General features: G+C 33.0%; 18 protein-coding genes. All 18 read right to left on the bottom strand.

The annotated features are described in order from the left end of the window. Positions 1-66: 66 nt before the first annotated feature. The gene (locus NMK29_RS04155) at positions 67-735 is read right to left on the bottom strand and encodes a Crp/Fnr family transcriptional regulator (RefSeq protein ID WP_108801712.1); all 669 of its coding nucleotides are present in this window, start codon (positions 733-735) and stop codon (positions 67-69) included. Positions 736-963: 228 nt separating this feature from the next. Then, entirely contained in the window at positions 964-2409 is a 1446-nt protein-coding gene (locus NMK29_RS04150) for a nicotinate phosphoribosyltransferase (protein WP_108801711.1), read from the bottom strand. A 96-nt stretch (positions 2410-2505) separates the two neighbouring features. Next, positions 2506-3681 (bottom strand): hypothetical protein, encoded by a 1176-nt coding sequence (locus tag NMK29_RS04145; protein WP_254097162.1) that lies wholly within the window; start codon positions 3679-3681, stop codon positions 2506-2508. A 77-nt stretch (positions 3682-3758) separates the two neighbouring features. Beyond that, positions 3759-4493 carry a metallophosphoesterase family protein gene (locus NMK29_RS04140; RefSeq protein WP_108801709.1) on the bottom strand — a complete coding sequence of 245 codons (735 nt, stop codon included), beginning with the start codon at positions 4491-4493 and terminating at the stop codon, positions 3759-3761. Then, positions 4490-5041, bottom strand: a complete 552-nt coding sequence (locus tag NMK29_RS04135; protein ID WP_108801708.1) for a 2OG-Fe(II) oxygenase — start codon at positions 5039-5041, stop codon at positions 4490-4492. The genes NMK29_RS04140 and NMK29_RS04135 overlap by 4 nt, the downstream gene beginning before the upstream one ends. Before the next feature lie 5 nt (positions 5042-5046). Further along, a complete protein-coding gene (locus NMK29_RS04130; protein WP_108801707.1) occupies positions 5047-5592 on the bottom strand; it encodes an RNA 2'-phosphotransferase in 546 nt (181 codons plus the stop codon). Positions 5593-5654: 62 nt separating this feature from the next. Continuing rightward, positions 5655-6188 carry an LOG family protein gene (locus tag NMK29_RS04125; RefSeq protein WP_108801706.1) on the bottom strand — a complete coding sequence of 178 codons (534 nt, stop codon included), beginning with the start codon at positions 6186-6188 and terminating at the stop codon, positions 5655-5657. Next, positions 6185-6694 (bottom strand): O-acetyl-ADP-ribose deacetylase, encoded by a 510-nt coding sequence (locus NMK29_RS04120; RefSeq protein WP_108801705.1) that lies wholly within the window; start codon positions 6692-6694, stop codon positions 6185-6187. The genes NMK29_RS04125 and NMK29_RS04120 overlap by 4 nt, the downstream gene beginning before the upstream one ends. 20 nt (positions 6695-6714) lie before the next feature. Then, complete coding sequence (locus tag NMK29_RS04115) at positions 6715-7302, bottom strand: DUF4291 domain-containing protein (RefSeq protein WP_108801704.1); 588 nt, start codon at positions 7300-7302, stop codon at positions 6715-6717. Positions 7303-7315: 13 nt separating this feature from the next. Then, on the bottom strand, positions 7316-7954 hold the full coding sequence (locus NMK29_RS04110; RefSeq protein ID WP_108801703.1) for a DUF4291 domain-containing protein: 639 nt from the start codon (positions 7952-7954) through the stop codon (positions 7316-7318). Further along, positions 7951-8778: a TIGR02452 family protein gene (locus NMK29_RS04105; RefSeq protein ID WP_108801702.1), complete on the bottom strand. Its 828-nt coding sequence runs from the start codon at positions 8776-8778 to the stop codon at positions 7951-7953. Before NMK29_RS04105 ends, NMK29_RS04110 begins: the two co-directional genes overlap by 4 nt. Positions 8779-8798: 20 nt before the next feature. Further along, complete coding sequence (locus NMK29_RS04100) at positions 8799-9347, bottom strand: NADAR family protein (RefSeq protein ID WP_108801701.1); 549 nt, start codon at positions 9345-9347, stop codon at positions 8799-8801. Further along, the gene (locus NMK29_RS04095; RefSeq protein ID WP_108801700.1) at positions 9344-9802 is read right to left on the bottom strand and encodes a nucleoside 2-deoxyribosyltransferase domain-containing protein; all 459 of its coding nucleotides are present in this window, start codon (positions 9800-9802) and stop codon (positions 9344-9346) included. The genes NMK29_RS04100 and NMK29_RS04095 overlap by 4 nt, the downstream gene beginning before the upstream one ends. A 256-nt stretch (positions 9803-10058) precedes the next feature. Continuing rightward, positions 10059-10658: a macro domain-containing protein gene (locus NMK29_RS04090; protein ID WP_108801699.1), complete on the bottom strand. Its 600-nt coding sequence runs from the start codon at positions 10656-10658 to the stop codon at positions 10059-10061. An 11-nt stretch (positions 10659-10669) separates the two neighbouring features. Further along, entirely contained in the window at positions 10670-11494 is an 825-nt protein-coding gene (gene prs / locus NMK29_RS04085; RefSeq protein WP_108801698.1) for a ribose-phosphate diphosphokinase, read from the bottom strand. 231 nt (positions 11495-11725) lie between these two features. Next, positions 11726-12406, bottom strand: a complete 681-nt coding sequence (locus NMK29_RS04080; RefSeq protein ID WP_108801697.1) for an NUDIX domain-containing protein — start codon at positions 12404-12406, stop codon at positions 11726-11728. 90 nt (positions 12407-12496) lie between these two features. Further along, complete coding sequence (locus NMK29_RS04075) at positions 12497-14764, bottom strand: aconitate hydratase (RefSeq protein ID WP_108801696.1); 2268 nt, start codon at positions 14762-14764, stop codon at positions 12497-12499. 320 nt (positions 14765-15084) lie between these two features. Next, positions 15085-17862, bottom strand: coding sequence for a bifunctional aconitate hydratase 2/2-methylisocitrate dehydratase (locus tag NMK29_RS04070; protein ID WP_108801695.1), 2778 nt, complete (start codon positions 17860-17862; stop codon positions 15085-15087). Positions 17863-18024 lie beyond the last annotated feature (162 nt).

The following is an 18024-nucleotide window of genomic DNA, read 5'->3' as shown; positions in this document are numbered from 1 at the left end:
GTTTTATGATTATTATTACTGTAAAAATAATTTCATAAAACTTTTTAAAATGTTAGGTAGCTAACACTAGGCAACAATTTTTAAACGAATCTCTCTCCTATTGAAATCAATTCTATTAGATTCCTTTAATTCGTTCATAATAATATTTAATGTTGGACGTGATGTACCTATAAGATTAGCAATATCTCTTTGGGTATATGGATGCTGTATCACTGTATCCCCAGTATTAGGACAGCAATATCCAAAGTCCTCTTTAAGTTCATCCAAAAACTCAAGTAATCTAGTTTTGGTGTCTTTAAATAAAAGTAATTGTAACCTTCTTTCTAAACGTTTAAAACGAAGACCGATAAATTTATAAACCTTTAGACTAAATGTTTGATTATCCCTCATAAGATCATGCATAGTTTGCACTCCAATAGGACAAATGGACGTCGCATTGTCAACAGATTGAGCAAACTCTGTTCTTCGATCTTCTCCCAAAATTGCTTTTTCTCCAAAAAGCTCTCCTCGAGTTAAGATTGCTTTTACAACTTCATTACCATTTTCAGAATAATAGCCAATTTTCACCTTTCCTTTTTCAATTAGGTATACTTTATTAGCTGAATCTTCTTCGAAATAAATGTAATCGCTCTTTTTATAAGCGTCGAAGTCGTGATCTTTTTTGTAATTTCTAAATTTATGAGGACATAATACCTTGAAGAGATTGGCATCCTCAAAAAACCAAATTGCACTCATGATGTTTGTGTTTTATAAGTTAGTTAGTTACCAAGTGATTGGTACCTTAATGAAGGTCGTAATCTTAAAATGATCCTTACAAAAAACAACCAAATTATTTTTCTGTTAATCAAAATAGGATCGTACTATATAACAACAAGCTATTCATAATAAACCCTATAATAGTCTTAAAAACAAAAAAACTCCCAAAGAGGGCTCTTTGGGAGTTTTAATCAATATGTGTTTATCTTATGCTAACATCCGTTTTCTTATCTCAGATAGACTTTCATCAAGAATCAATCTACCATCTTTAAAAACAGTCTCAAACAATCCTTTGGTTTCTTCTTCTTTTGTACACTGATCTTTTAAGATGATTTCTCCATTAGACTTATTTAATTGCATTAATCCTTTTGCTGATTTTTTAGTTCCATCATCTGTAATTGGATCTTTAAAAATCTCTCTTCCTTCTCCATTTACCTCAACGTATGTAGCTTTCATAGCAAATCCAAAAGTATCTCTGGTATTATATTGATATGTAAAACTACCTATTCCTAGTACCACGTTAGTAGATGCAAATCCTTTTTCTTTAAGTCGTTCACAAATTTGAGTTGCTCTGTCTATAGTAATACTATCTCCATAAATAGCTCCAATTTTAGGATTTAACACCTTATATCCTTGCTCATTAATCGTTCCTCCAAATTCATCCCAAAGCAATTCGATAACACCTTTAGCTACTATAGGATCTTCATTAGTACAACCGCAAATAATATCAACAGGATCTCCAGAATCTGGTCTAATAACCAATTTTCCGTCTCGCTTTAAAATTTCTTCTTTTAATTTTGGAAGATATTCTGTTAATACTTTCCATAGATCCCAAGTATCTGATACTACAGATAAAATTCCTGCTGGATATGTTTCCAACAATCTTTTAAAAGTTCCAATCTCATCATCTTTACTACCAGCACACATAACACTATGTTCGGTTGCATTTACACTACCTATTACCAATTCTTTTGTAACATCAGCATTGTAATACATTTCATAGGCTTTCGCTACTGGTAAAGTATCACTACCAGAAAAAGATAGTGCATGTCCCATTCCACTAAGAATAGCCGATTCTGTACCAGACATTCCTCTCATCGAAAAATCATGCCCTTGCCAAGTAATAAACTCTAGATTTTCTTTGTCCGTTTCGATAGCATACTTACTAAGAATCTTCTGATATTGCTTAGCAATTGTAGCAGAAGTACAAGGCTGCCAGATAATGCTAGAAAGCAGAGTTTCTAAATAGTTTGTTAACCAAAAGAATTCTGATTTTGTATTTACTAAGGTAAACATCGGTACTCTTATAGGAACTTCTGTCCCTTCTGCTAATGCTTTAATCTCAATTGGTAAGTATCCTAAATCATGTAATGCTGCAATATGTTCGGTATCATAATCTACACCTAAATAATTATCTACATATTTTTTATAATCTGCAACAACTTCTTCTTTTGGTTGATTAAAAAAGTCTTCATTAAATCTCTTGATTAAATACTCTTTGATAAAATACTGTAATCCAAAAAAGACAACATGATCAATTCCTTCTATTCTACTTTTTCTAGGAGTCCAGTTAGAATACACTAAAGTAGTTCCATCTGGATATTGTTCTTTATGACCTAATTTGTAACCGTCTGTTAATAATAGTGGATTCATATATCAATTATTTTGCGTTAATTATACGCAAATATAGTTTTTATTTTAAAATTAATAAAATTTTTAAAGACATTTCTTCTAAAACGACTTTATATTCTACTTGTTTCTAACCTTATTTAAGTAGTTTTTAAACTCTTTTTGAAAATTAACAATATCGATCTTTTCTTTTTTGGCACTATTTCCTTCTATATACTCTTCATAATAGGAGTCTACTCCTTTATTAAAAAATCGTATTCCAGTTACGATATTCCCATTATCTCCAGTTTCTAAATACCCTCTATATTTTTCAGGTTCTTTTGGGTACGTCCCTTCTTCTCTCTTAGTTTCTACTATAGTAGCTTCTATTAAATCACTAAAAAAAGTATTCATATCTGTAGACTTAAAAATTTCTGGTTTATCAAAAAAGATATTTGAAATATTTATTAGATCAAGAGTGGGTAAATAATCTTGAAAACCTCTCGTACCATAGCTATAAGTACTATCATTCTTATCATACATAAAAAGGATACTGTTCTTGGGCAAATTATTAGTTTCTCCTATTACAAAATATTTAGAACCTACATTTTCATTATTCATGACATATTTTATTTCCCAATACTCATCTTTCTTTAATAAGTTTGTCTGAAATTTATCTCCTTCAACAGCCAATGTAGGAGACTCTATAACTATAGAATCACTCTTTAGAATCATAGAAGTTCTCTGATAGTAGTGCATAGCAAATATGTCAAAATACAATGCTACAACCTTACCATCCATTATCTTTTTGGAAAACAAAGCAGAAGGTGCTTCGATATATTCATATCCCTGAACAATTTGACCATCTTTATATACCGATTTTATATTGAGTTTTGCCTTGTATAAATTTCGCTCATATTCCTTGTATTCTTCTTCACTCATTTGGTATTCTTCACTCGTTTCATCTTGTTCTCCCTTAAACAGTTCTTCATCTGTTTCTACCATTTCGGCTCCCATAGCCATTTGAAAAACATCTAATGAATATTGAAACTTAGCCTCTCCATTTTCATAATAATCTACTCTAGGGAAATCTTGATCTCCTTTGGGGAAATATCCATTAAAGGGGATACCATTTTTATAAATTCCTATATATGTTTTCTGGGGTTTTTCTACAATTAAAAAGGAATTGTGCTCAATAGTATTTTCCATATTTTGAGAATTAATAATGTTGGATAAAAGCATACTGAATACCAAAAGAAAAGTCATTTTGATCTTATAATTGATTGTATGTTCTAGTGAAAATTTGATAATCATCATTATAAATATTTTGAATGACAAAAATCGGTAGAATTTCATGTAGAAACTACCCCGTTTTCAGCTAAAATAGGAAAGACTTAGTTTCGTCCTTTTTCATTAGGATATAAGGAAGGTAATGAATCGCTTTGCCAAAATTCTTTGGTATCAATATCTAGTATAGTTAGTTTTCCTTTAAAAGCTGCTCCTGTATCTATGTTCCATAGATTATATGCTTTTATTGGTACATTAATTTTATAATCTGTCGTAGGTGTATGTCCTATATAAATTTCTTTATAATGATTAAATCTTTTAGGAGAAGTAAGCATATCTTCTAAAGTTTTTTCTTCTACCTTATCGGCAAGTAAAGCTGCTTCCCACAATGTTCTATCCCAATAATAGTTGGAATCATACTCTTCTCTTCCAACTCCATGCATCGAAGTAAACCCTGCGTGAATGAATAATCTGTTTTGTGAATCGATATAGTAATTCTGTAAATTATTGAAAAATTGTTTATGCGAATTATTGGCTAATAAACCTGATTGGATATAACTATTTATTGTTTCTTTTCCTCCATGAGCTAACCAAACAGGATTAGTAGCTCCTTTATCCAGCCATAAGCCACACCACAAATCGTGATTTCCTCTAATAAAAACACATTCATTGGATACCGAAAGATCTATTAATTTCTGTATCGTTTCTGCAGATTCGCTCCATCCGTCTACATAATCCCCTAAAAAGATTAATGTATCTGATGGTATTACTTTAGCTCTTTCTAGCACCTGTAGTAATGCCTTGTAACCTCCGTGAATATCTCCAATTACTAGTGTTCTCATTCTACCAGTTTATACATTATATCTGTTCTTAATACATATTTCGTTCCTGATAAGATAGGTTTTCCTTCGTGACGCAATGGATGATGAAATAATAATGCTTCTCCTATTTCTGGAATTACAGTAATTCCATTCTCAAAATAGGTCTCTCCTCCTTCAAAGTCATTATTTAAATATATAAGAAATGAGAAGAAACTACATTCCTTCTCATTCCGTTTATAACTACCATCTCGATGCATTTTAAAACGTTGCCCGTCTTCATACTTATAAATGCGAAACATTTCATTAAGGCCATTCGCCTTATAAATCCCAAAATTCTGTACCACGTGAGGTTCTAATTGCTTCCATATCTTGTCTGCTAGCAATTGATCTTTAAACATAATCCATTGATTATTACGAACGCCCTTTACCATCACTTGTCTACCATCAATAGAAACTTTAGCCTCTTCAAATGAAACCTGTTCTCCTTTCTCTATGAAATGATCACACATTTCTTTTGAAAGAAAATTTTCTAATAAAAAAATTTCTGGATGTAGTACTTTCTTGGTCATTACTTTTACTTTTTAAACTCGATATACTCTGGAGCAACTGTATCGGTTAACCAGACTCCATTATCGGATTGATAAAATTCAATACCGTTAAGATGCATATCTCCCGATCGAACCGTTAGTATAATCGGTACTCCTCTTCTGGAACCTACCTTCATTGCTGTTTCTAGTTCTTCGCTAAGATGTACATGATGTCTACTCATTTTTAGCAAACCCTTTCTTCGTATATCTTCTCTAAATTTCCCTACCGTTCCGTGATACAAAAACTCTGGAGGCTGTACGGGTGTATACTCCAAATCCACTTGTATAGAATGCCCTTGATTCGCTCTGATTTTGGTTTCATCTTCATTAAATGCAAAACGCTTTTTATCATTCGTAGCAACAACTTCTTTTAGCGTTTCCATATTTAATTGATTACGCTGTTTATTTGCCTTGTTTATTAATTCACTTACATCTGCCCAACCGTTTTCATCTAATTTTAATCCTATTTTACCTGGATTGTGCCTTAGAATAAGGCTTAAAAATTTACTTATTTGTTTCGTATTTGTTTTCATTTTATATTTCTTCTATGTCAGTCTGAGCCCTTCGACAGACTCAACATGACATTTTAACTCTATTATAGAGTTTTATTTATTATTATTTTTAGTTCTTCATAATCCGAAAGCACTATAAATAAATCATGTTCATATTCTGGTATGATATTTATTTTTAAGGATTCAATGATTTCATTCCAAAAATCACCTATAAAGAATAATTTAGGCCTATTCTCGGATGAATCTTTTCGAATAATATCTAATGCCAAAAATACTTCTGATAGTGTTCCTATGCCTCCTTTTTGAACAATAAAAAGATCTGTTTTATCAATTAGTATTTCAAGTCTTTGATATAACGTTTCGGTTACAACAGTTTCCGTTAGAAAATCATTCCCTTTTACTGAGCCTACTTGTTTACAAGTAACTCCTACTGCTTTTCCTCCTGCATCGGTAATCCCTTTAGAAACTGCTTCCATCATTCCACCATATCCTCCATTTTTAACTACATATCCTTTTCCGGCTAATAAGGAACCTATTAATAAGGTCTCTTTATATTCTTTACTTTCTCGATTCTTACCAGATCCTCCGAATAATGTTGCATATTTTATCTCTTTCATATCCTTAACAATTTATCATATAACTTATAATTCTCTTCATCAAAGCAAACAAAAATCACCTCTTCTATTTCATCTGATTTAAAATCCTTCACTGTTTCAATAGCAATTTTGGCTGCTAGCTCTTTAGGGAACTTATAAATCCCTGTACTGATGTTGGGAAAAGCAATTCTTCTCGCTCCATTATCCACCGCTAATTGCAATGAATTGACATAACAACTTCTCAATAGCTCTTCTTTTATTTTTCCTCCAGTATTCCATACAGGTCCAACGGTGTGAATTACATATTTAGCAGAAAGATTTCCTGCAATAGTAATCACCGCTTCACCTGGATTACATTTACCTTGGGTAGCTCTAATCTTTCTACAAGCTTCTAAAATTTCAGAACCACCTTTTCGATGAATCGCGCCATCAACTCCTCCTCCACCTAATAAAGAGGTATTCGCGGCATTAACAATAGCATCTACTTTTATTGTAGTAATATCAGATTGGAGTACTTTTAGTTTCATACATCACTTTTTTACTTAGCTCACCTAATTCCTATTCTTCGTTTTGTATCATCAGGAACTTCATATGTTTTTTCTCCGGGCACTAATCTTTTAGCTTCCTTATACTTGCCATCTTTTAGTAATAATCGAATTTTCCTGGTTAACGGAGTTAAATCGTTTATTTCCTGTATCCATTCTTCATTATATTCTTTTATTAAATCTCTACCAATACCCACCTGAATAGACCTTACTTGCATCTTCGCTCCTTTTAATGTTCTTTCTGGATCCCATTGTATATGAACTTTTGCATTTCGGAATTCCTTATCCCATAAAGCACCACTTTTATAAATAGTTTTATCAGGATCTGTTAACACTCCTATTGACAGCGCTTTTTCCCAACTAGCTCTCTTTATTTTTATTCCAAGGATATATTCCTGATTCGATTTTGTTCCCCAATTACTCCGTTCCATTAACCACAAATAGGAAGGTTTAATCCAAGTCATTCGGTTAAAAGAAAAAGGTGATTCGAACTTATTATTCTTGATAGCAGACACTGCAATAGATTTACCATAGGCCTGATATACCGTAATCGTATCTCTATCATAATCTGCTCGTATTTCTTGAATCATTTTTATCTTTTTACTATTCTTTTAACTTCAAATATGTATTCAACTTCTCATTTTCAAAAATCAATGGTTTTTCCAGAGGAGTTGTTAATTCTTCCAAATTATTAGATTGTACTAGTTCATATTGTTCTTTTACAAATTGTGAAATATCCTCTATCTCTAAAATATCTTCGGATGCATACGACTTTATAAACTCTTTTCTTAATCCAATCTGAATTGCTCTTCTTTCTAATTTAACCCCATACTTATCGTGATCAGGATCCCATTGTAGTCTAACATCAGAATTAGTAACATCCTCTTGCCAAGCTTCATAAGATGAATATAATTCAGGTTTAAATGAAGAGTACACAGCGTTACTTAAGTAACTTTCGAAAGCCTCTCGCTTTAGATGTATAGCTAACACAACTTCTTGTCCTTCTTTCGTTCCCCATCCATTACGATACATCATCCAAAGAAAATTAGGCTTAATCCAAGTCATTCTTTCTAAACTAAATGGACCACCAAAAAATTGATTTTCCACCGCAAAGTTTCCAATAGCTGGTCTATACGATTGATATACTACTATTTTTTGATCATCATATTGTGCCATAATATGATATCCTTGCTCCGGCCAGTTTTCTTCTTGTTCTTTATAATTCGTTAACTCTAATTTCATTTCTCAAATTCATTCTGAAAAGCTTCGATAAACTTTTTGTTTTTTGAATAAATAGCAAATACCACTTTTTCGAATACTCCTTTATATTTTTCTTTTAATAATTCCGAAAACAGTTTCGCTATCATTTTAGGATCATTCTGAAATACTCCACATCCCCAAGCTCCTAAAATCAAAGCGTTATGATTGTTGGCTATCGAAAGTGCTAATAACTTATCAATCCTTACTCTCATTATATCTTCAATCTTGGATACCTTATCAGCCTCAAACCTTTTAACTACTCCCGCATTAACAGCCGCTGCTGTAATTATCGAACTTACTATTGGAGTATCGAATAACTCTCCTTTATCGTTTCGTAGAACCGGAACTTTAGGACTATAAATCATTCCATCTGTATACATACAAGATTTCATTCCTCTATGCGTTTCATAAAATTCTATAGCAGATAGTTGACATGGATATAAACCTGAAGATCTCGCAATACTTTCTTCCTGAGCTTGTGCTCCATTAAAAAAACCTCCTCCAGGATTTTTAGCAGAAGCAAAGTTTAAGCACATCGGGTTGGAGAATCCTAAAGAAACTAATCTTTGTATACTACCTATCGTTGTTTCTTCTACAACTTCAAAAGATGTTTTATAATTATCAATTGTATCTGACTCTATAAGTAACTCATCTAATTCTTTAGTATCATAAAATTTTGTTCCATAAATTGCGTTCTTCTGAATTTCAGAAATAACTATTTTTTCTTGTTTAGTATTAATATAGAAACCTTGTTCAGTTATGTCAAGCGTTTCCTTTGCTGTTATTTTTCTTAATGTCTTTTTCATTTTCTTAATTTTTAAAGATCCTATGGATCTAATTCATCCCTCACTTCCATCAAGGCAAAACCTAATAGATTTTGTCCTCTCCATAAATTTGGATTCTGTGCTTTTTCGTTAGCTTGTCCCATTCCGATTCCCCATATGCGATCTCTTGGACTTGCTTCTACAATAATTCTTTTCTTGGTATTCAATAAAAACTCCTTCAACTCTTGGTGCTGTGAAAACTTATGATAGTTTCCTTGTTTTACAATTTCGTACTTATGAGCATCCCATACTTTAGGATCAAAATTCTTTACTTTTCTACCTAGTTGTTTTGCTTCCATTGGTTGATTGCAATCAATAATCTCTTTTAAAATTTCAATGTCTTCAAACAATCTGGCTTTTTCAGCCATCATCCAATGTTCTGCAGTTTTATAGACAACTCCTTCTACTTCGAAAGACTGATTCCACCATTGACTAAAACAACTTTTACCAATACTTCCATCTTTATTAGGCGTATGCCCCCAGAAGAACAGATATTTCAAACTCTTTCCTTTATTAAACTGCTCTTGTATGTTTTGTAATGTGTATTTCATTTCACTCTCTTCTTTACTTCATTAATCAATTCTTCTAAACTATCTACTTGTTTTACTTCATATCTCTCACAAACAATAGCTACATTTCCTTTTCTCCAAAATTCATCTGGACAACAAACGATTAGTTTTCCGCTTCTAGCAAATAACCCTAATTCTAATAATGTAATTGGAGACTTAGTATTTTTATCAAAGTACATCATTATTATATCAGACTGTTCTAAGGCTTGTAGTTCCCAGTTTACTTGTTCCTTAAAAATAGGATTGTCTATTGTTTGTTTCCAACTAGCATCCCAACTTGCTCTTCTGGGATTTAACAAGGTTACATTGTATTCTAATAACTCATTTATAACTATATCCTGCCATCTTTCTGCAACACCTACTTCGATACTACCTGCTAGAAAAACACTTAGATTTTTATCTAGTTCTATTTTTGTTGGTGCTGTTATTACTTTCATGATTATCTAGTGTTATTGCGTTTCTTTTTTCCATTGCCGAAAAAAGAAACAAAAAAGTCTAGTCTTATGATATTTCAACTAAAAATATCGTTCACTTCTCTAAATTAAATTAAAACGCCTTTGTATTGTTGAAGTATTTGTTTTCAAAGAAAAATACTACTTGAGACAATCCTTTCTACTGTTCACAAATTTAATTTTACGTTTCGTTCACTTCATTTTTCACGTTGAAATTTCAGTAGGACGTTTTAAACACCTACTAATTTGTCCATATCATACCCTTTTGATTAATATCCCAATGGTATCGCTGAGCATCACCAAACTCCTTAAAATCCATTTTCTTTCCTAAAATTATTTCTTGATATGCTATAAACATTTGCTTTGCGCATATTTTCGGTTTCATTTTACCAACTCCAGTGCACAAACCAGGAATAGCTACAGATTTTATTTTAACTTCGCTTTTAGCTAAAATTAATATCGCTTTCATTGCTAAATATGCATTGATCGAGGTATCAATATTAAAATTCGTTGGCACTCTCATTGTTGGTGCAGAAATCAAAAATGGAATATCATCATCATCAGTCTCCAAAAGCAAAGATTTCCCAACTAACAATTCTCCTTCAGGTAATTCTTTTATTCTTTTTTGGAGCTTCTTTTCTAAATCCCAACCAAATCTCTCAGACAAAGCATAATCCAATCCTCCATCCATAAATCCAAATGAATTAGCAGGGCTAATTACCGCATCACATTTTAATTTAGTTATATCTTCTTTTTTAATAATGACATCCTTTTCCTCTAAAAAATAAAGTTTCCAAGCCTCTATTAAATCATCTGATATTGCTGATAAAATTATCCTCATTTTAATTAATTTTATTTTATGACCGAAAATTGTACAACGTTCTCCTCTTCTATATCTCTAAAAGAATTGGTAGTAAAAACAGTATCAAATGACTTGTTTAATTCCTCAAATCCCTTACTGAAAATTCCATGACTTACTATAAGACTTAACTTTCTTGCATTTTTTTCTTTTAATGCAGTTGCCAACCCTAAAAATGTTCCTCCTCCATCACAGATATCATCAACAATTACACAGTGTTTTCCTTTAAGATCATCTTCGTATACTCTAAATCCAGATAGCTTCCCTGTTTTTACATCTCTTTTCTTAGAACATTCTACAACTTCTATTCCTCCTAAATACTCAGATACTTTATAAATCTTTTTTAATGCTCCTCCATCTGGAGATATCAATACCACATCCTCCTTAATTTCATTCAAACATTGTTTTACATACTCATAGTTCTCAATCACTTTTACATTATTCAACAACGCCGGAGTTACTTCAGAATGCGGGTCAAAAACCATCACCTGGTTATAGTTTTGAGTATTTATAATATCCGCATATACTTTTACACTTAGTGATTCTCCACTAACCATAACTCTATCCTGTCTTGCAGCAGGAAAATACGGAATCAAAACATTAATTAATTTCACACCCATTCTACGCAACGCATCTGTGGCTACTAACAATAAACCAACATCATTAAATGAATTCAATCTATGTGTAATTGTTACTTCATTACCTATGGATTTTTCAGAGATTTTGATATGTGGCTCACCACCATTAAAAACAAACGAAGTAAACTCAATTGATTTATCGAATGGAGTAAATGACTGATCTAAATGTAAATACTGCATAATTGTGTTATTTTTACGCAAATATAAAACAGATCAATATATTGACAAAATATTTTGCGTAAAAAATACAATAAAAGATGTTTTACGGGTATTAATAACTATAATTTGGATTCCACTTTGCACTCAAACCGTGGATGCTCTCATCCTTCAGGAGGGATCAATATGATATCTTAGAATAATGAAAAATGAGTTCTACTACTTCTCGACTGCGCTCTAAGTACTACAGAGTCTTTATTTAATATCGAAAAGGAAACCTTCTTCTTTAAGCTTGAAGTATTGTTTTTGATTGAATTTGAAAAGATTTGCCGGTCTTCCTCTTCCTTCAGAAATTTTTTCTTTTAATTCTTCCAAAATACCAAAACTTAATATTTTCTTTCTAAAGTTTCTTCGATCGATCTGTTTATCAAGAATCGTCATATATAATTTCTCTAGATCAGAAAAAAGAAACTTATCTGCCAACAAATCAAAACCTATAGGTTCATAAGTCAATTTATTTCGTAAACGTTTTTTGGCTGAATCAAGAATTGTAGCGTGATCAAATGCCAACTCTGGAAGTTCATTAATATCAAACCAAGCTACATCATTAGCATCGGTATCTGCTTTTATACTATGATGCTCTGGTTTTACTAAACCAAAATAAGTAATACTTACCACTCTATTTCTTGGATCTCTTCCTGGTTTTCCAAAAGAATATAATTGTTCTAGGTAATCAACGGTAACATTAGTCTCTTCTTTAAGTTCTCGTTCTACAGCATCTTCCAAACTTTCATTTTCTAGCACCAAACCTCCAGGTAAGGCCCACGAATCCTTAAAAGGTTCTATATCTCTTTTGATTAAAAGCACATGCAGTGTTTTATCTTTATATCCAAAGACTACCGCATCTACCGCTACTTTAATATTTTGGCGTATCATATACGCAAAATTACAAAATTACCAATCTTTATAAAACAAAAACTCCCGAAGAATCGTCTTCGAGAGTTTTATAATATATATAGTCTAAGATTAAGCGTTTTGCTTTTTAATTAGATTCAAAGCAGAGCCTTCTTTAAACCACTCGATCTGAGAATCGTTATACGTATGATTTACTTCGATCACATCTTTAGAACCATCAGCATGAACAAATTCGATATTCAATGTTTTTCCAGGTGCAAAGGCGTTTAAATCCAGGAAATTGATAGTATCATCTTCTTGAATTTTATCATAATCCGCTTCATTCGCAAACGTTAATCCTAACATACCTTGTTTTTTAAGGTTAGTTTCATGGATACGAGCAAAGGATTTTACAATTACCGCAACAACACCCAAATGTCTTGGCTCCATTGCCGCGTGTTCTCTAGAAGAACCTTCTCCGTAATTGTGATCTCCTACTACTATTGTAGGAACACCAGCAGCTTTATAAGCTCTTGCAGTATCTGGCACACCACCAAACTCTCCATCTAATTGATTTTTAACAAAGTTTGTCTTTTTCCCAAAGGCATTCACTGCTCCTATTAAACAATTATTGGATATATTATCTAAGTGCCCTCTGTAACGTAACCAAGGCCCTGCCATAGAAATATGATCTGTAGTACATTTTCCGAACGCTTTGATTAATAGCTTTGCTCCTTTTATTTCATCACCAATTGGCTCAAAAGGAGTTAATAACTGAAGCCTTTCTGATGTCGGGCTCACATTAACTTGTACTCCACTACCATCTTCTACAGGTGCTAAATATCCTGCATCTTCTACTTCGAAACCTTTAGGAGGCAATTCCCATCCAGTTGGCTCATCAAACATTACCTCTTGCCCATCTTCATTAATCAATTTATCCGTAAGTGGATTAAAATCTAGTCGCCCAGAAACTGCAATGGCAGCGGTTAATTCTGGAGATGCTACAAAAGCATGTGTATTCGGATTTCCATCTGCACGTTTCGCAAAGTTTCTATTAAAAGAATGAACGATACTATTCTTCGGAGCATTTTTAGGATCACTATATCTTGCCCACTGCCCGATACAAGGTCCACAAGCATTGGTAAATATCTTAGCATCCAGTTTTTCGAATATTCCAAGAATGCCATCTCTCTCTGCCGTATACCGTACTTGTTCAGAACCTGGATTGATTCCTAATTCTGACTTCATTTTTAGACCTTTATCCAATGCTTGTTGCGCAATAGAAGAAGCACGTGATAAATCTTCATATGATGAATTTGTACAAGAACCTATTAACCCCCATTCAACCTGTAATGGCCAATCACTCGCTTTTGCTTTCTCTGTCATACTCGTACCAACCTCAGTTGATAAATCTGGTGTAAATGGCCCATTTAATAATGGTCCTAATTCTGACAGATTAATTTCTATAACCTGATCAAAATATTGCTCAGGATTTGCATATACTTCTGGATCTGCAGTTAAATGTTCTTTTACTTTATTAGCGGCATCTGCTACTTCAGCTCTTTCTGTAGCTCGTAAATAACGCTCCATTGATTCATCATACCCAAATGTAGATGTTGTAGCACCAATTTCGGCTCCCATATTACAAATAGTTCCTTTTCCTGTACATGACATTGAAGTTGCTCCTGGACCAAAATATTCTACAATAGCATCAGTTCCACCTTTTACAGTAAGAATTTCGGCTACTTTTAGAATCACATCTTTTGGTGCTGTCCAACCAGATAATTTACCGGTCAGTTTAACACCAATTAATTTAGGAAATTTTAATTCCCAGGGCATTCCTGCCATTACATCTACAGCATCAGCTCCACCTACACCAATTGCTACCATTCCTAATCCTCCTGCATTTACCGTATGAGAATCCGTACCAATCATCATACCTCCAGGGAATGCATAATTCTCTAAAACTACTTGATGTATAATTCCAGCTCCAGGTTTCCAAAAACCAATACCATACTTATCAGATACCGATTCTAAGAAATTAAATACTTCACTACTAGTATTCATCGCTGATTGTAAATCTTTATCAGCACCAACTTTAGCCTGAATTAAATGATCACAATGTACCGTCGTTGGAACTGCAACTTTCTTTTTTCCAGCTTGCATAAATTGCAATAAAGCCATCTGAGCAGTTGCATCTTGACAAGCAATACGGTCTGGAGCAAAATCAACATAATCCTTACCTCTAGTAAATGCTGTTTTACTTTTACCATCCCAAAGATGTGAGTACAAAATTTTCTCTGCTAATGTTAAAGGTTTTCCTGTTACTTCGCGAGCAGCATCTACTCTTTCGGCAACTTGAGCATACACCTTTTTTATCATATCGATATCGAATGCCATATAGTTGTGTTTTATGTGTTTTCGTTATTCTTTTTTAAGTATTCCAAGATACGAAATATCGAATGACTACGAAAAGAGTATCAAGAATATAGAATGATTATAAAAAATATTCTATTGCACTAAAAACAAGTATTATACAAACTAAGAATAACCTGCACATAATATCGATTGCAAACAATCAATTTTAAACTTGATTCCCTAAACTGTCTATTTTCATTAAAAAGTTTATCTCATATATCAAAAAACATCTTTAGCTAAAACTAAAAAAGCCTTAATACAACAAATCGTATTAAGGCTTTTAAACTATTATATATCTTTAATTACATAACCAACTGTTTCTGAGATGGTTTAAACTTAGTTAATACAATACCTTCAACAGCAGCTTCATATTCTTCCAGAGTTGGTGTTCTACCTAAAATAGTAGATAAAACCACTACTGGTGTAGAAGACAACAAAGATTCTCCTTTTTTGCCATCGGCGTCTCTAACAACTCTTCCTTGGAATAAACGTGTAGAAGTAGCCATCACTGTATCTCCTGGTTCTGCTTTTTCTTGGTTACCCATACATAAGTTACATCCAGGACGTTCTAAGTATAGCATATTCTCATACTTAGTACGTGCTAAACCTTTTGGCGCACTATCATCAAACTCAAAGCCAGAATATTTAACTAAAACATCCCAATCACCTTCTGCTTTTAGCTCATCTACTATATTATATGTAGGAGGCGCTACAACCAAAGGTGCATTAAACTTAACTTCACCCTGCTGAGCTTCAATGTTCTTTAACATTTGAGCTAAAATTTTCATATCTCCTTTATGGATCATACAAGATCCTATGAAACCTAAATCTACCTTCTTTGTTCCTCCGTAAAAGGATAATGGTTGAATATTATCGTGCGTATAACGCTTAGATACATCTTCATTATTTACATCTGGATCAGCTATCATTGGTTCTACAATCTTATCTAGATCAATAACAACTTCAGCATAATACTTAGCATCTGCATCTGGCTTTAATGCTGATTTAGTTCCTGTCTTAATTTCCGTAATACGATTATTAGCTTTATCAACTAACCCTTTAAGATCCTGTTTCGGATTATCCATCCCTTTATCAATCATAATTTGAATACGATCTCTAGAGATTTCTAAGGACTCGATTAAAGTATCATCTTCAGAAATACAGATAGATGCTTTTGCTTTCATTTCAGCAGTCCAATCTGTAAATGTAAATGCCTGATCAGAAGTTAATGTACCAATATGTACTTCTATAATTTTTCCTTGGAAAACATTTTCACCTTCAAACTGATTTAACATCTGCTCTTGAGTCGCGTGAACAACATCACGGAAATCCATATAAGATTTCATTTCTCCTTTAAAAGTAACCTTTACGGACTCTGGAATTGGCATCGTAGCCTCTCCTGTAGCTAACGCTAAGGCAACTGTTCCTGAATCCGCTCCAAAAGCAACTCCTTTTGCCATACGTGTGTGTGAATCTCCACCTATGATTACATCCCAATCATCAACTGCTATATCATTTAATACCTTATGAATTACATCGGTCATTGCATGATATTTCCCTTCTGGATGACGTGCAGTAACTAATCCGAAGTCATTCATAAACTTCATTAATCTTGGAATATTAGCTTTGGACTTGTCATCCCAAACTGAGGCTGTATGACATCCTGATTGGTAACCAGCATCAACAATTGGAGAAATTACTGTAGCAGCCATCATCTCTAATTCTTGAGAAGTCATTAAACCTGTAGTATCTTGAGAACCTACAATGTTAACTTCAACTCTAACATTCGAACCTGCGTGTAATGTTTTACCTGGCGTGGTTCCTACTGCATTTCTATTGAAAATTTTCTCAACAGCAGTTAAACCTTGTCCTTCCACAGAAACTTCTTTGGAAGCTGCATACACTTGAGGAACATCTATTCCTAAAACTTTACAAGCAAATGTTTGTAATTTCTTACCGAAAACAACAGCATAAGAACCTCCTGCTTTAATAAACTCCATTTTTGGTGGTGTTAACGCAGTTGAGATATCTTTTAACTCTTTGTCTCCTTTATATAATTTCTTCGTTTTTGTATTTATGGTAAGAACTGTACCTGTAGCTACAGAATACTCTTCTTTTAAGATTGCTTCTCCTTCTTCATCTACAATCGTATTTCCTTCAGCATCTTTTTGCTTTACCCAGTTTTTTAAATCAATACCAATACCACCAGTTACTCCCACAGTTGTTAAGAATATTGGTGCAATACCATTTGTACCAGCAATTACTGGAGCAATATTAATAAATGGTACATATGGGCTAGATGATATACCGGTCCATAACGCAACATTATTTACACCAGACATTCTAGAAGAACCTACTCCCATGGTTCCTTTATCAGCAATTAACATCACTCGTTTATCAGGATGTTGTTCTTTTAACGCCAATAATTCATTTTGCATATCTTTATTGTGCTCAAACATACACTGACCGTGCAATTCACGATCTGATCTAGAATGTGCATCCGCACCAGGAGATAATAAATCTGTAGAAATATCACCTATACCTGCAACAAAAGTTACAATCTCTATTTCTTCTTCTACGTCTGGTAACTTTGTAAAAAACTCTGCTTGAGCATAGCTCTCTATTAATTCTTTAGCAATAGTATTGCCAGCTTTAAAAGCTTTTTCTAATTGTTCCGTATCTGCCTCATATAAGAAAACTTGCGTTTTTAATACTTTAGCAGCTTCATTAGCTATAGCAATATCATCACCTAAAGCTAAATCTAACAATACCTCTACAGAAGGTCCACCTTTCATATGAGATAATTGCTCAAAAGCAAAAGCAGGAGTAATTTCTTTAACGACTTCTTTACCTAAAATAATTTCTTTTAAAAACTGAGCTTTTACACCAGCAGCACTTGTGGTTCCTGGCAAAACATTGTAGATAAAAAAGTTAAGGGAGTCATCACGATGTGCATTATCATTATCCTTTATTTGTGAAATAATTTCACTTAATAACTCTGCTCCATCGATTGGCTTAGGGTGTAACCCAAGGGATTTCCTTTCTTCGATTTCCCTAATGTAATTATTGTAAATGTTCATAGTACGTAATAGAATTCTTTCCTGGTTTAATACAAATGTTTGGAAAACGATAAATTTCTCCTACCCGCCAATAATAGAAAAATCCTATTATATATTGTTACATAATGACAAGCTATACATTAGGTAGTGAAATTATGGTAGTCCTTACATCTTTTCAATATT

The sequence above is a fragment of the Aquimarina sp. Aq107 genome (genome assembly GCF_943733665.1).
In the GTDB taxonomy this organism is placed as follows: Bacteria; Bacteroidota; Bacteroidia; order Flavobacteriales; family Flavobacteriaceae; genus Aquimarina.
This window is presented reverse-complemented; position numbering and strand designations above follow the sequence as displayed.

Excerpts from the sequence above, each read along its gene's own strand:
- NMK29_RS04075 (WP_108801696.1), bottom strand. The coding sequence starts at position 14,764 with ATGGCATTCGATATCGATATGATAAAAAAGGTGTATGCTCAAGTTGCC.
- prs (WP_108801698.1), bottom strand. The coding sequence starts at position 11,494 with ATGCAGTATTTACATTTAGATCAGTCATTTACTCCATTCGATAAATCA.
- NMK29_RS04070 (WP_108801695.1), bottom strand. The coding sequence starts at position 17,862 with ATGAACATTTACAATAATTACATTAGGGAAATCGAAGAAAGGAAATCC.
- NMK29_RS04130 (WP_108801707.1), bottom strand. The coding sequence starts at position 5,592 with ATGAAAACAAATACGAAACAAATAAGTAAATTTTTAAGCCTTATTCTA.
- NMK29_RS04135 (WP_108801708.1), bottom strand. The coding sequence starts at position 5,041 with ATGACCAAGAAAGTACTACATCCAGAAATTTTTTTATTAGAAAATTTT.
- NMK29_RS04110 (WP_108801703.1), bottom strand. The coding sequence starts at position 7,954 with ATGAAATTAGAGTTAACGAATTATAAAGAACAAGAAGAAAACTGGCCG.
- NMK29_RS04125 (WP_108801706.1), bottom strand. The coding sequence starts at position 6,188 with ATGAAAGAGATAAAATATGCAACATTATTCGGAGGATCTGGTAAGAAT.
- NMK29_RS04105 (WP_108801702.1), bottom strand. The coding sequence starts at position 8,778 with ATGAAAAAGACATTAAGAAAAATAACAGCAAAGGAAACGCTTGACATA.
- NMK29_RS04100 (WP_108801701.1), bottom strand. The coding sequence starts at position 9,347 with ATGAAATACACATTACAAAACATACAAGAGCAGTTTAATAAAGGAAAG.
- NMK29_RS04140 (WP_108801709.1), bottom strand. The coding sequence starts at position 4,493 with ATGAGAACACTAGTAATTGGAGATATTCACGGAGGTTACAAGGCATTA.
- NMK29_RS04155 (WP_108801712.1), bottom strand. The coding sequence starts at position 735 with ATGAGTGCAATTTGGTTTTTTGAGGATGCCAATCTCTTCAAGGTATTA.
- NMK29_RS04145 (WP_254097162.1), bottom strand. The coding sequence starts at position 3,681 with ATGATGATTATCAAATTTTCACTAGAACATACAATCAATTATAAGATC.
- NMK29_RS04095 (WP_108801700.1), bottom strand. The coding sequence starts at position 9,802 with ATGAAAGTAATAACAGCACCAACAAAAATAGAACTAGATAAAAATCTA.
- NMK29_RS04090 (WP_108801699.1), bottom strand. The coding sequence starts at position 10,658 with ATGAGGATAATTTTATCAGCAATATCAGATGATTTAATAGAGGCTTGG.
- NMK29_RS04150 (WP_108801711.1), bottom strand. The coding sequence starts at position 2,409 with ATGAATCCACTATTATTAACAGACGGTTACAAATTAGGTCATAAAGAA.
- NMK29_RS04120 (WP_108801705.1), bottom strand. The coding sequence starts at position 6,694 with ATGAAACTAAAAGTACTCCAATCTGATATTACTACAATAAAAGTAGAT.
- NMK29_RS04080 (WP_108801697.1), bottom strand. The coding sequence starts at position 12,406 with ATGATACGCCAAAATATTAAAGTAGCGGTAGATGCGGTAGTCTTTGGA.
- NMK29_RS04115 (WP_108801704.1), bottom strand. The coding sequence starts at position 7,302 with ATGATTCAAGAAATACGAGCAGATTATGATAGAGATACGATTACGGTA.